This is a genomic window from Mesobacillus stamsii, assembly GCF_030814065.1.
Lineage (GTDB): Bacteria > Bacillota > Bacilli > Bacillales > Cytobacillaceae > Mesobacillus > Mesobacillus stamsii.
The window spans coordinates 1-12,543 of the sequence record NZ_JAUSUN010000018.1; the positions used below are offsets into that span (position 1 = coordinate 1).

Consider the following 12,543-nt stretch of genomic DNA (forward strand, 5'->3'; position numbering starts at 1 on the left):
GGGGTGTGCAGGACGATAGAATGGGATTACGAGCAGGAGCGTCCTTACAAAGGGGATGTCTTAAAGGAAAAGAGACGAGCCTACTTGTTGCTGTTCTACAATCCTGAAAAAGCGGCCAAGGATCAAGCAGACATGAATGAATATTTGACAGGGTTGTACAACGATCTTAAGGAAGGAAGGCATCGTGATTACTGCGCGAAGGACTACAGCAAGTATTTCGAGGTCACTGAAACGCCCAAGCGAGGACGCAAGATAGAGCCTAAGGAAGAAGCCATGCTTGCAGCAGCAAAAAATTACGGCTATTTTGCATTGCTTTCCAACGAAGTGAAAGACCCTTACACAGCCTTATCTATTTACCGAAGCAAGGATGTGGTGGAGAAAGCATTTGTCAACTTGAAAGACAGACTGAATTTCAGGAGAATACAAGTTTCATCTGAATTGTCCCTCAACGGGAAGCTTTTTGTAGAATTTGTTGCTCTTATTTATCTATCCTATGTTAAGAAGAAAATGCAAGAAGCGAACCTGTTTGAGAAGTGGACGTTACAGGGATTGTTGGATGAACTCGATACGATTGAGCTGTTTGAAGCGCCAGAGCATGGTCGTATCCTTGGAGAGGTCACAAAGAAACAGGTCGAAATCTATCAATCCCTGGAAGTACAACCTCCATCGTTATAAATTACGGGAATGCAGGATTCAAGGCGACAACTTTTTTTGCAAGAGTCAAGTTAACTCATGGAAAAGCGGTCCTCAGCGGAGTTCTTATATACCATTATTTAACTGAATTACCTGATTTTTAAGTAGGTTGGAAGTGTTTTTGGCTGTTTCATCCGGGTATATGTATAGTGCAAGGCCAATACAAAAACTAGAAGGGACTGGTTAAAGTGAAAGACTTTACGGCGACTTCGGAATACGTCATTGGCTATGCAAGCGGAGGAAGATTTGCGTTTCTGTCACAAGGCACGCTTGTCTTAAATCGATACATTTAAGATCGATTGGCCCAAGCCTTGTCAAAATGACTAGCAAAAGCGAAAGACTCCTCCCATTGTCCGGATATCGGGCGTAAAAAAGGTGCTGGCCAAATGGCCCGCACCTTTTTTACCGCTTGCAAATGTTTACTCGATTCGAACATCAGGGTAAACAATAACTATCTTAATGAGGAGGTTTTAGACATGGAAAAAGAGCATATCATTCATAAAGATGGCGAAGTGGATACGAGCAAGGTAGGCGAAACGCTAGAGCGGATAGATACGCAGCAGGCCGATGAAATCCTTGGTGATTTTAATGAGTTCAGGACTTATTTAAGCAAGCGGATCAATCTTGGAAAAACGGCTGGCTTAAATGAAGAACAATTGGCAAAAACGGCGGAAAAGATCGCCGGTTACCTCGCCGAAAACCTCGCTCCCCGCAATAAAGAAGAACAGCTATTGCAGGAACTGTGGAAGGTTGGCAATAAAGAACAGCAACATGCCCTTGCCCATATGCTTGTCAAACTAGCTGAATAACAAAAGTTCAGCCGACTCGATGAGATAGGCGCTACTTGAACAAAAAAAAATCGCCCGCGGGCGATTTTTTTTTCTAAAACTTACCCAAAGAAACGATTCTTCTTTTTTACATTCAGAATATCTCCCATCCAGCCTTTTATCTTCAAATAATAGTAGAGGGCTGTTGTCGAAGCGATGATCAATGTTACTGCGAATGCATACCCTAATTTCCACTCCAGTTCAGGCATGACTTTAAAGTTCATTCCCCACAAGGCTCCCCATGCTGTCACTGGAGTGAATAGGATTGTCATAACGGTCAGCGTCTTCATGATCTCATTCCCACGGTGAGTGGAGACGACTTCTTCGAGATTGATCATCGTATCGATTGCCTGCTGGTATTCGCTCAGCAGCATCCTTATCCGGCTGACCCGTGTCTCTACCCGCTTAAATTCCCTGTTTTCTTGAAGGTCTGTTCCATAGGCTTCCTCAGCAATGAGTTTTATCTCGACAATCGGAACAATTAGATTTTTCCAAATCAAGAGCTCATGCCTGTTTTCGTAGATTTTCTCGAGGATTTTGAGATTGTTTTGCTCCTTCATTTCCCATAATAAATTATTAAGACGTTCTTCATAGCCATCTATCTTTTGTAAATAGGTCGACAGTATTTCTCCAAGTAGAATAAAAAAGCCTTCTATTGCATTTTCTGCCTGATCCATTCTTTTTTGTACGCCAAATGAATTTGCGTCAAGAAACGAGAAATCAAAATTAATCGTTATGAAAAAGTCCCTTGAGATATAAAACTGAAAAATATTCTTTTCCCCCTTCTCCTCGATATTCTGCTGATAAATTAGTGAGCCCCAAAAGTATTCTTTCCCTCTTGTCTCAATATTAAGATTGAGGAGATTCTCATTCTGCTCTAGTAAATTTCCAAACCACTCGCCACTGTGCGAACTGCTTGCTACCAACTTTTTTACTTTTTCCTCGTCATCCTTATTGTAATCAAACCATTTCCATTTTTCTTGGTTAAATGTGTATTCCAATGGTCTCAGACCCTTTCCTATGGCATCAACTATTACTTTTCCCCTTATTAATCGGCTTGAAACGGATAAGCTAATAGTTGACAGACCTTCTATGTAAAAATGTTTTTCGAATCACTCAATCGGGTAACTAGTAATACAGAAGAAAAAGTCTGTACAGGAGGGATAAAACGATGCAAACCAAAAATGCTGTCATGTTAGGTGTTGGAGCTGCAGCCCTGTGGATGGCACTGAAACCGGAAAATAAAGCAAAGCTTTCCGAGGTGGCTACACAATTAAAAGACAAAGTGCTGCCAGCGAAGTCAGCTGTTTTACCGGTAGAAAAAGCCGGCAATCCGGATCCTCTTGATCTAGAAGATAATAAAATGGTTAGCGAAGGCGCGATGTATGGTGTGAATTACTACAACGAGAATCTTCAGCAGCAACGATAAAAATTTGTCCGGGGAATATTCCCCGGTCTATTTTTGTTTAGATTATACCTTTGCATTCCATACTAGATAATGCGAGGGGGATCGAGGGAATGGGCATTTTATTCATTTTCATATACCTATTCATCGTGTTTACCGTGATTGAAATTAACACTTCCATTTTTGTTGCTACTGGTTTGGAGCGAAAAGTAGCCAGGTTCCAGGTTATCTCCATGTTAACAGGAACTGGATTTACAACCGGGGAATCTGAGCTAATTATTGATCATCCTGTCAGAAGACGTCTTGGCGCATTTTTGATTTTGTTCGGGGCTTTCTCACTGGCTGTCATAATTTCAGCTATCAGCAAACTGTTAGAGAATGAATTTTTCACAATGGAAATCACCTATGTTGCCGGAGGGCTATTTATCTTGTTGTTACTATTGAGAATGTCACTCGTGCAGCGTTTCCTGTCAAGAAAATTGAAAAGCGAGTTAAAAGAGAACTATAAGCTGGCTGATTTGCCGATCAGTGATGTCCTTGTAATGGACAAGGAGGATGAGGTACGGGAAGTTACTATACATGAAGATTCTCGGTTTACTGATAGAAAATTTGATGAAATTGTTGATGTAGAAGATGATATAATTCTTTTATTCATAAAAAGAGGCGAAATCAATATCCGTAACAAAGCACATGAGACGAAATTAAAACCAGGTGACAAACTGATTCTATACGGCAATAACCCGAAAATGGAGGAAAAATTTAAAGATGCCTGAATTTCAGGCATCTTTTTCCTATTCCATTGAGTTACTTGCTCTGATTTTCTCTAAGCAGCTGCGCTATCCCTTCCTTGCAGACCCCAAATTGGAGCCAGGAGCAGTTTTTACAAAGTTCATCAAGGTCATCAGGCTTAACTTTTTCGGCGGTCCAGTTTACAAGTTCTGACTTTAAATAGCGCTGACCCGCCACCAGTCCTAAATGATTGATTACCTTTCCATCCATTGATAACACATGTTCATTGGAACCTTCACTTGCTTCGCAAATCTCAAGTCCTCGGTGCGGACAGGACATACAGGCGTCATCGAATGCAGCAACCACCTTTATGTAAAAGTCCTGTCCGGGATCACGGATATCCTTCACAATCGCTTCCATTTTGTTAATAAATTCCGCACTGTAGCCCATCCCTCTGAAACCATGCACACAGAGGAGATGATGTCCTCGCATTATTTTTTCCAAACCATCACTCCCCGTAAAAACTTCGGTTTAGTTATTAATTCTATAAAATCTTTTGAATTCCTTTTACAGATTTTCCGAACGGGAAAGCCCACTACGGTGCGATAGCACCCCCTTTAGGGGTGGAAGTCTCAAAACCGTGAATCTCTAACGATGTTCCTGGTTGGCCAAGTGATGCCAATCTTCTTGCAAATCGTCAAATAATGGAGCAGCAAGATGACCATACTTCCTGTATTCATGCCAATGATGACTCCCTCCATTCCCAGGCCTGGCCTAGTGCCGAGCAAATAAATCAGCGTGAAAGTAAGGATCGTTGCATAGACGGAATGAAGAAAGGCATCCTTCACTAGCCCAAGCCCGATTAGATAGGCCTGCATTGGGATCGTAAAATAATGGAACAGGAAGTAAGGTGCGAGCAGCTGCAAAAAGACTGCCGCTTGTTCTGAATGAAAAAAAGTCATCGTTAATGGTTCAGCCAAAAAGTAAAAGGCTGTTACTGCTGGCAATCCATAAAATAAGGTTAGCAGCATTACCTGCTGGAGCAATTTCTGCAGCTTTACGAATTCTTTTTCCCCATAAGCCTTGGAAACGGTCGGAATCAGGATGATCAGAAAGGACTGGGCAATGAATGCAGGAAAAAAACCAATCGTCATCGCAATTCCCGCCATCATCCCGAATTGTTCCGTTGCCCTTTCAGGTGTTAGTCCCGCGCTAACAATCGCAAATTTAATTAAGAAAGGCTGGACTGCATGGGTCAGGGAGTGAAAAATTCTCAGTCCTGTCGTCGGAACAGACACTTCCACTAAATTTTTTCTGACTTCTCGTCCACTTACAGTCTTACCAGGCACTCTTCTGATTTTTTGATAGGACATAATGAAGTGATGCAATAAATACAGGAATACGACGAATTCACTCCCGGCAAGCGTGCAAAAAGCCACGAGCAGTGCGGTTTCGCTGTTAAACTCGAAATACTGGAATAAAGCCGTTAACAATACAAGCTGAACAGCCCGACGCAGGAAATGAGAGACTGCGATCCTCGCCATCTCTTGTTTTCCCATGAAAAACCCTCTGGCAACCGCGGTAATCGTCATAACGGGGATGAGCGACAGAACAACCCATTTCAGCAAGGGATGATAGTCATGGAATACCGGAATGATCGGGAGTACGATAGCAGCCAAAACCAGCAGCACCGATGTAAACACCACAGCCAGCCTGAGGGCATGCTGCATCATGCTTCGATGGTATGATTCATCATGCTCGGCAATCATCTTGGATATTGACACTGGCAATTCAAAATTTGCCAGCAGCATAAACAAGAAAATGGTCGGCAAGATCGTCATATAGTGCCCCATCCCACTCTCCCCAAGCTCGCGAGCAAGAATCATATTGACGAGGAATTCCACTACTTCACCTAGAAAAGTAGCAATCACGAGGATCGACATCCCTTTTAAAAAAGTACTCATAGCCTCTCTCCCAATCCTGACTCATTTACTTCTATAAATATATGAGACAAGTTCGGACAATATTAATGAAAATGCAAATTGGCCAGCGATTGGAAGAAGCAAATCCCTTCGTTTGGCAGTTTGATAACGAATTGGAAGATAGAAAAGCGCAAGCGCCTTTCTGATTGTGGCAACTTCCTAGTGGCAAGCACCTTTCTACTCGCCGTTTCCTTCTCCTGCTTGAGACGGAACTTAATCAGAACGGAGATCGTATGCTAGGTGTATTTATGTGAAAAGGTATTTTTTATAGCGCTCATCGGTGTATGCCAGTTCAGAGGTATTTTTAGCACCAATACCGCTTATTGGTGTCCTCTTTCTCCAGTTTCTGGTTTTTTAGGACATCAATACAGCTCATTGGTGACCTCTTTCTCCAGTTTCTGGTTTTTTATGGCACCAATACAGCTCATTGGTGACCTCTTTCTCCAGTTTCTGGTTTTTCCGGGCACCAATACTGCTTATTGGTGTCCTCTTTCTCCAGTTTCTGGTTTTTTCGGGCACCAATACCGCTTATTGGTGACCTCTTTCTCCAGTTTCTGGTTTTTTCGGGCACCAATACAGCTCATTGGTGACCTTTTTCTCCAGTTTCTGGTTTTTTCGGACACCAATACCGCTTATTGGCAACCTCTTTCTCCAGTTTCTGGTTTTTTAGGGCACCAATACCGCTCATTGGTGTACTCTTTCTCCAGTTTCTGGTTTTTTAGGACACCAATACTGCTTATTGGTGACCTCTTTCTCCAGTTTCTGGTTTTTTAGGGCACCAATACCGCTTATTGGTGCCCTCTTTCTCCAGTTTCACAATTTTTAGGGCACCAATACGCTCATTGGGTTCGAAAGAGATTTCACATGAAGAAAATGCTGTATCAGACTGCCAGCAAATTGGATTAGACTATTTTTACAGCCGTCAAAAGGCAGTGGAGGCAACCTCTTTGTCCAAACTTGTATCCTTCTTGTTAACTATAAAACCAATTACGACTTTAAAAATAAAATATAAATTCTGATATTATAAAAAAGGACTGCTGACACTCAGCAGTTCTTTATCGGTCCTATGAAAGTTCCTCTAGCTTGTGATACAGCTGGCTACATTTGCTTTGCAGTTCTTCTTTTTGCGTGTGTAGCTCTTGTAAGACGGCTAAATCTGTAATCACAGTCATCTGATTTTCGATTGAGGCAAGGGCTGCTTCCTGTGCTTCGATAAGCTCGAGCAGTTCCTCTTCGTTGAGAGTAGCAGATGTTTTCTCAACAGACTTTTCCCTGATTACAGAATCTTTCATTTCTGAGTCTACAGCCGCCCTCTGCTTCCGCTTTTCTGCCATCTTGGTTCTCGCTCGGTCGTAGTTGCCGGTTATTTCATTTAAGTCTCCGCTTTCCAGCCAATATACCTTATCAAAAAGTTTATTCAGGAAATAGCGGTCATGGGAAACGGCCAAAAGAGTTCCTTCAAAACCTTCGAGCGCTTCCTCAAGCACCTCCCTGGAGTCAATATCCAGATGGTTGGTTGGTTCATCGAGTATTAGGAAATTGAGATCCTGATGCATCAGTTGGGCAAGCCGTAGCCTCATCCGTTCTCCACCGCTAAGCTGGGACACTTTTTTAAAAACAGCTGGTCCATAGAACAGAAATCCTGCCAGCACATTTCTCGCTTCCCCCTCATTCATGATGACTTCACTCCTGAACGCATCCAGTACGGATCCACCCTTGTTCGGCAGCTCCATATGCTGTGACAGGTAACCGATCTTGACATTGCTACCGAGGCGGATTTCTCCCTGATCAGGTGAAATTTCATTCTTAATTAATTTCAGTAGCGTTGTTTTTCCTGATCCATTCTCGCCGATAATCGCCGCCCGGTCCTGATATTTCAACTGCAGATGGATACCGTTAAAAAGCTCTCTGCTCCCAAAAGACTTTTTCACTTCCTTGAAAAACAGCACATCTTTTCCGCTGCGGACTCCGGAGTCCAGTTCAAAATTCATTTTCTTTCTGTTCAAGACCGGCCGCTCTACCTTTTCGATCCTGGCAAGTGCCCTCTCCATATTTGTTGCTCGCTTATGAAGCGCAGAGCTTGGAGGATTCGAACGGTTTGCCCAGTCCCTCAATCTTTTAATCGCTTCCTTCATTTTTTTGATTTTTCGCTGTTGCTCTTCGTATGCCTGGAACTCCCTCAGTAATTTTGCTTCCTTTTCCTGCACAAAACCCGAGTAATCTGTGTAATAAAGTTCTATTTTTCCATCCTCCATATCGAGGATTTTCGTTGCCGTTTCATCCAGAAAATAACGGTCATGAGAAATGATGACGACAGTTCCAGCATAGTTATTCAGAAATTCTGCCAGCCATTCGGAAGCGAAAATATCAAGGTGGTTGGTCGGTTCATCGAGAAGCAACAGTTCTGGATTCCGCAGCAGGCTCAGTCCCAGTCCAACTTTCGTTTTCTCACCGCCGCTCAAGCTGTTGAAATTAGCATTTAGCAAGCTTCCAATTCTCAAGCCGGTGGCTACCCTATCAATATTTGATTCCATTTCATAACCGCCACCAAGTGCAAATCTCTCCTGAAGAACGCCGTATTTTGCCAACAGCATTTCAAGCTGTTCCGAATCCTCGCCAGCATCCGTCATCTCCACTTCCATCTGCTTCATCTCATCCTGAACATCCAGCAAGTCATCGAAGGCTGTCATCAACACCTCTCTCGTCGTCATCCTTGCTTCATATTCTGGTATCTGGGCCAGATAGCCAATCTTCAAGCCTTTCTTCCAGTGAATCTCTCCGTTGTCAGGCTGTTCCATGCCGGAAACTAGACGCAGCAATGTCGTTTTGCCGCAGCCATTTGGTCCAACAAGGCCAACTCGATCCTTATCCTTTATTTCAAACGACATATCTTCAAAAATCTGATTGGCGCCGTACGTTTTGCTTATCTGGTTAACACTGCATGTGATCATTAAGATTTCCTCCTAAAAATCGATCCTCCTCTTTTCCTGAATCAGGTTTATCGGAAACAAAAAAAGCCAGGGGCAGACGGACTCTGCTCCTGGCTTTTGGATTGCATGAATGCAAAAGAGGGCCTGTGTGCCCTCCCCATGACCTAAGTGGGAAAAGAGGTGATCGTACCGTTTAGTTTTGAAATTGAGCTGGTAAAAAAGGGCATACGTATCCCGTCGACAGCTGCAACAGCAAATTTTGCACGACAAAAATAAAGGAATTTACTCCAAAATCCGCGTACAAAAACAGTCTTGATCATCTCTTCTCACCTCCGTTCAATATTAGTTAGGTTTATTCTACATTCTCATCATTATTTTAGCAAGTTTTTCCTAGCATTTTATCAATTTTTCCCAGTCTAATAATTCTGTGGATAAAGTGTTTATATAGACTTGGACACCGGGTAAGGATAACTAACGAAGGAGTGGGTGGCAATGCTTAGACAGGTGGAACTTTCAGATTACCAGCTCTGGATGTGCAAAAAAATTAAGGAAAAGTTAGCTGAAAGGCATAACTATATAAATAGTGCTTCCCATTATCCAAATGAATTTGAAGAACGGGAAGTCATATCCATTGCGTTAAGCGAAATGCTTATGAAGTTAGATATAATCGAAGAAAAAGTTAATTAGATTCATCAGGGGGCCACTGGCCTCTTTTTGTTATTCAATGGATGCCACTTGTATTTAAGAAAGCATCAAAACTTCATTATTTTACAAGTGAATGCCGGAACGCATAGATAACTGCCTGGGTACGGTCCTGAACTTGCAGTTTGCTTAAAATATTGCTTACATGTGTCTTGACGGTCTTCAAGGCGATGAATAGTTCATCGGCGATTTCCTGGTTTGTCTTGCCCTCGGCGATCAGCTTCAAAACTTCCATCTCGCGCTCGGTCAGCTCTTCATGCAATTCGACGTTGTTTTTCTGGCGCATCTTCCTCATCATTTTCCCGGTCACTTCTGGCTCAAGCATTGGCTGTCCAGAATAGGTAACCCGCACTGCTTTTGCGATCTCACTTGCCTTTGAAGTCTTCAGCATATAGCTTGTTGCACCAGCCTCAAGTGCGGGATAGACTTTTTCATCATCAAGAAAGCTGGTAACGATGATGATTTTCGCCTCTGGCCACTGTTCCATAATTTGCTTTGTTGCTTCAATTCCATCCATTTCCTTCATGACCAGATCCATGAGAATGATATCTGGCCGCAAATTAAGTGCCATTTCCACACCTGCCCGGCCGTTATCAGCTTCCCCGATCACCTCGATATCCGGCTGTGCCGATAAATAAGATGATACTCCAATCCGCACCATTTCATGGTCGTCCACAAACACTACTTTAATCATTTTTTCTCACCTGCCACCACTACTATTGGAACCTTGACCTCAAGCCTGGTTCCTTTATTTTCAACACTTACGATTTTCAATGTCCCGCCAATTTCGCCGGCACGCTCTTGCATGTTCTGAAGCCCGTATGAACCGGCTTTTGCTTCGTTTACATTAAAGCCCATTCCGTCGTCAACCACTCGCAAAATGACATTATCGTCACGATGGATCAGCAAAACTTCCAGTTGGTCCGCCTTCGCATGGCGCAACGTATTCGAAATCGACTCCTGCAAGATCCGAAATAAATGGTCCTCGATTCCCTTATCAAGCGGTATGGATTCGATCTTCCAGGTAATAGTCATCGTTACTTTTTCTCTTAATTCGAGCAGCAGTTCCTCCATTCCTTCCTGCAGGCTCTTCCCTTTGAGTGCGACCGGCCGGAGGTGCAGAAGCAACGCCCTCATTTCAAGCTGAGATTGATGGATCATTTCCTCTACCATCTTCAACTGTTTTGCTTCTCTCACTTCAGACGTTCCCTTCGTTTCATTGATTGCCGACATCAGCATGGAAGCCGCAAATAACTGTTGGCTCACCGAATCATGCAGTTCTCTTGCAAGTCTGTTTCGCTCCTGAGAAATAATGTCTTGAATCCGCGCTTCTTGTTCCTCCGCTTTTTCGGTTGCAAGCCTTTGTGAAAGCAGTGCCTTTTCTGAAATTTGCTTGTACAACTTGCTAATGCGCTTCGAAATCGATGAAATTTCAGCGTATAATTGGTTTGAGTCATATTTAGGCTGTTGCCCTTCCTCAAGCTGAAAGAGCCAACTATCCACCGCTGCAAACTGATTGCGCCAGTATATACCCGATGCCATACCAATAGCAATGCCAAGCACTACACTGATACTGAAAGTAAAGATGACAAACGGAATGTCCATTAACTCATGGCTCCATAAATCGGAAAAACGTGTTGCCGGAAAAACTAGCCAATACGACAATGTTAACGCGAGAAACAAAATGATGCCAAGGGCCAGACCCCATAAAATTTGACGCATCGTTGTTGTCATATGTGTTTCACCTCGATATTCCCGACGATCATCGAGGTAAATATTTTCACCTTTTGCCCTGCCTCTTCGTAACCGGGGGTCTGCACGAATAAATTTTGATTCAACATCCTGATGTCTTGATGTCCGAAAACTTCAGCACTACCGAATATCGAAGAGTGACGGAGACTTACTTCTACATCATAGGGCACATATACTTTTACATTCCCGATGATATTGCGGATGAATATCACCGTCTCGCTCTTTGGAAGCACCGTCATGCTCAAGTCGATTATGCTGTCGCCAATTCCCGTCTGGATGTTGACATCATCCCACTCATATACATGAGAAGGCGTTTCTTGATCTCCAAACAAGCGATTTTTAAAAAGCGGCGTTTTTTCCATCAACATTTCCTGACTAGATTCCTTTTCAGGCTCTTGCAATACTGGGGTAATCATTTCCGGTTTTTTCTTTGACTGTATATACTGGTATATCAGATAGATCAGCACCGCCAACAGGAAAAACCTGAATGTAAACATGCTGAACACACTGCTCAGGAAAAAGAACAATCCAACCCAAAATAATGCCTTACCCGATTTTTTTGGCATTAACGAGCGTCCGAAGTAGACCATCGCTGCGCTAGCTAGAAGGGAGAAAATCAGCCCTTTATTGAAAAATGTAACTTCCAGCAAAAGCAGGAACAGTCCGGTAATCACAATCCAACTGACAAAATCATTTTTCCAATTTTTTAACATGCCGTTTTCCCCCTCCCGTAAAAATTAGTTGAATTTAATGAAGAGTGAATAAAGTGGAGAATCAATAGAGGCAATACCTAAAAGGCGCAGCTGCCTGCGCCTTATTAGAATACCATGTTTTAGCCTGTTACATAGTATGAGTTTCGTTATTTTTATACTCTTTTTCAAGTTGAGCAATTCTTGCATCAATTGTAGTTCCGTGATAGTTATTGTTCACCTTTTCTTCTAGCTGATCAAGATAGGTTTCCATTTCTGTGAATCTGGCATAGGCTTTATCAGAACCTGTGTTTTGTTCCAGCACCTGATCCATCCGATAATTAGCGCGGGTCACATTTTCACGGCCCATTAATTCGAGACGGCGGATGTGCATATCCTTCAATTTATGCTTCATTTCTTCGTATTTACGTTCCAGTTCGCTCTGCTGTTTCCCCGCATTTTCCATCGCTTCTTTCAGTCTGGCTGAGCGTTCCTCGTATTGAACCTGTTCCCTGCTGGCAAACTCCTGTAGTTCTGCTTCACCCGCTCTTATTGCGATTTCTGTTTGATGTTTTCGTCTGGCTGACATTCCAAGTGCCTGCTGGTATTCCCGGTTGAACTGCTCCTTCAGCTGGCTTTGACGATCAACCAGCTGTTTGACCTTATCCGTCTCCGCCTCACATTCGCGAAGATATTGGTTCAACAATGCAATTGGATTCTTTCTTTCCTTCTTGTCAAGTGCTTCATGAAGATCTGCCATTACCGTGTTTTTCATTCTTGTTAATAGATTAGCCATTTACAAACTCTCCCTTTTTTTGTTTTATCGTTTTTCAA

At 42.9% G+C, this 12,543-nt stretch carries 15 protein-coding genes; 6 read left to right on the plus strand and 9 right to left on the minus strand.

The annotated features are described in order from the left end of the window. Both J2S25_RS13605 and J2S25_RS13610 read left to right on the plus strand, forming a co-directional pair. The coding region (locus J2S25_RS13605) for an IS1634 family transposase (RefSeq protein WP_439117501.1) at positions 1 to 675 on the plus strand (675 nt) is incomplete at its 5' end. A gap of 494 nt (positions 676 to 1,169) precedes the next feature. Then, complete coding sequence (locus tag J2S25_RS13610; protein WP_307192146.1) at positions 1,170 to 1,502, plus strand: DUF3243 domain-containing protein; 333 nt, start codon at positions 1,170 to 1,172, stop codon at positions 1,500 to 1,502. Between the two features lie 80 nt (positions 1,503 to 1,582). Here the strand turns inward: J2S25_RS13610 and J2S25_RS13615 are convergent, their stop codons facing one another. Next, positions 1,583 to 2,521: a magnesium transporter CorA family protein gene (locus J2S25_RS13615; RefSeq protein WP_044394502.1), complete on the minus strand. Its 939-nt coding sequence runs from the start codon at positions 2,519 to 2,521 to the stop codon at positions 1,583 to 1,585. A gap of 170 nt (positions 2,522 to 2,691) precedes the next feature. Between J2S25_RS13615 and J2S25_RS13620 the strand changes: the two genes are divergently transcribed. Both J2S25_RS13620 and J2S25_RS13625 read left to right on the plus strand, forming a co-directional pair. Continuing rightward, on the plus strand, positions 2,692 to 2,949 hold the full coding sequence (locus J2S25_RS13620) for a YbyB family protein (RefSeq protein WP_044394503.1): 258 nt from the start codon (positions 2,692 to 2,694) through the stop codon (positions 2,947 to 2,949). Positions 2,950 to 3,038: 89 nt separating this feature from the next. Next, the gene (locus J2S25_RS13625) at positions 3,039 to 3,698 is read left to right on the plus strand and encodes a TrkA C-terminal domain-containing protein (protein ID WP_044394504.1); all 660 of its coding nucleotides are present in this window, start codon (positions 3,039 to 3,041) and stop codon (positions 3,696 to 3,698) included. 31 nt (positions 3,699 to 3,729) lie between these two features. On the opposite strand, the gene J2S25_RS13630 is transcribed toward J2S25_RS13625, so the two are convergent. Further along, positions 3,730 to 4,146, minus strand: a complete 417-nt coding sequence (locus J2S25_RS13630; RefSeq protein WP_431305972.1) for a DUF1284 domain-containing protein — start codon at positions 4,144 to 4,146, stop codon at positions 3,730 to 3,732. Between the two features lie 140 nt (positions 4,147 to 4,286). Continuing rightward, positions 4,287 to 5,618 carry a polysaccharide biosynthesis protein gene (locus J2S25_RS13635; RefSeq protein WP_307192147.1) on the minus strand — a complete coding sequence of 444 codons (1,332 nt, stop codon included), beginning with the start codon at positions 5,616 to 5,618 and terminating at the stop codon, positions 4,287 to 4,289. A 258-nt stretch (positions 5,619 to 5,876) separates the two neighbouring features. On the opposite strand from J2S25_RS13635, the gene J2S25_RS13640 reads away from it, so the two are divergent. After that, positions 5,877 to 6,410 carry a hypothetical protein gene (locus J2S25_RS13640; RefSeq protein ID WP_307192148.1) on the plus strand — a complete coding sequence of 178 codons (534 nt, stop codon included), beginning with the start codon at positions 5,877 to 5,879 and terminating at the stop codon, positions 6,408 to 6,410. Positions 6,411 to 6,700: 290 nt separating this feature from the next. On the opposite strand, the gene abc-f is transcribed toward J2S25_RS13640, so the two are convergent. Further along, positions 6,701 to 8,587: a ribosomal protection-like ABC-F family protein gene (abc-f, locus tag J2S25_RS13645; RefSeq protein ID WP_307192149.1), complete on the minus strand. Its 1,887-nt coding sequence runs from the start codon at positions 8,585 to 8,587 to the stop codon at positions 6,701 to 6,703. Positions 8,588 to 8,730: 143 nt separating this feature from the next. Then, entirely contained in the window at positions 8,731 to 8,886 is a 156-nt protein-coding gene (locus J2S25_RS13650; protein WP_307192150.1) for an RAxF-45 family protein, read from the minus strand. A gap of 172 nt (positions 8,887 to 9,058) precedes the next feature. Here J2S25_RS13650 and J2S25_RS13655 point away from each other — a divergent pair, with 172 nt between their 5' ends. Continuing rightward, a complete protein-coding gene (locus tag J2S25_RS13655; RefSeq protein WP_044392094.1) occupies positions 9,059 to 9,253 on the plus strand; it encodes a hypothetical protein in 195 nt (64 codons plus the stop codon). Between the two features lie 76 nt (positions 9,254 to 9,329). On the opposite strand, the gene J2S25_RS13660 is transcribed toward J2S25_RS13655, so the two are convergent. From J2S25_RS13660 to J2S25_RS13675, 4 genes are all read right to left on the minus strand, one after another. Next, positions 9,330 to 9,962: a response regulator transcription factor gene (locus J2S25_RS13660; RefSeq protein ID WP_044392095.1), complete on the minus strand. Its 633-nt coding sequence runs from the start codon at positions 9,960 to 9,962 to the stop codon at positions 9,330 to 9,332. Further along, the gene (locus J2S25_RS13665; RefSeq protein ID WP_307192151.1) at positions 9,959 to 11,002 is read right to left on the minus strand and encodes a sensor histidine kinase; all 1,044 of its coding nucleotides are present in this window, start codon (positions 11,000 to 11,002) and stop codon (positions 9,959 to 9,961) included. Before J2S25_RS13665 ends, J2S25_RS13660 begins: the two co-directional genes overlap by 4 nt. Next, entirely contained in the window at positions 10,999 to 11,733 is a 735-nt protein-coding gene (liaF, locus tag J2S25_RS13670; protein WP_307192152.1) for a cell wall-active antibiotics response protein LiaF, read from the minus strand. Before liaF ends, J2S25_RS13665 begins: the two co-directional genes overlap by 4 nt. Positions 11,734 to 11,860: 127 nt before the next feature. Continuing rightward, a complete protein-coding gene (locus J2S25_RS13675) occupies positions 11,861 to 12,505 on the minus strand; it encodes a PspA/IM30 family protein (protein WP_307192153.1) in 645 nt (214 codons plus the stop codon). Positions 12,506 to 12,543 lie beyond the last annotated feature (38 nt).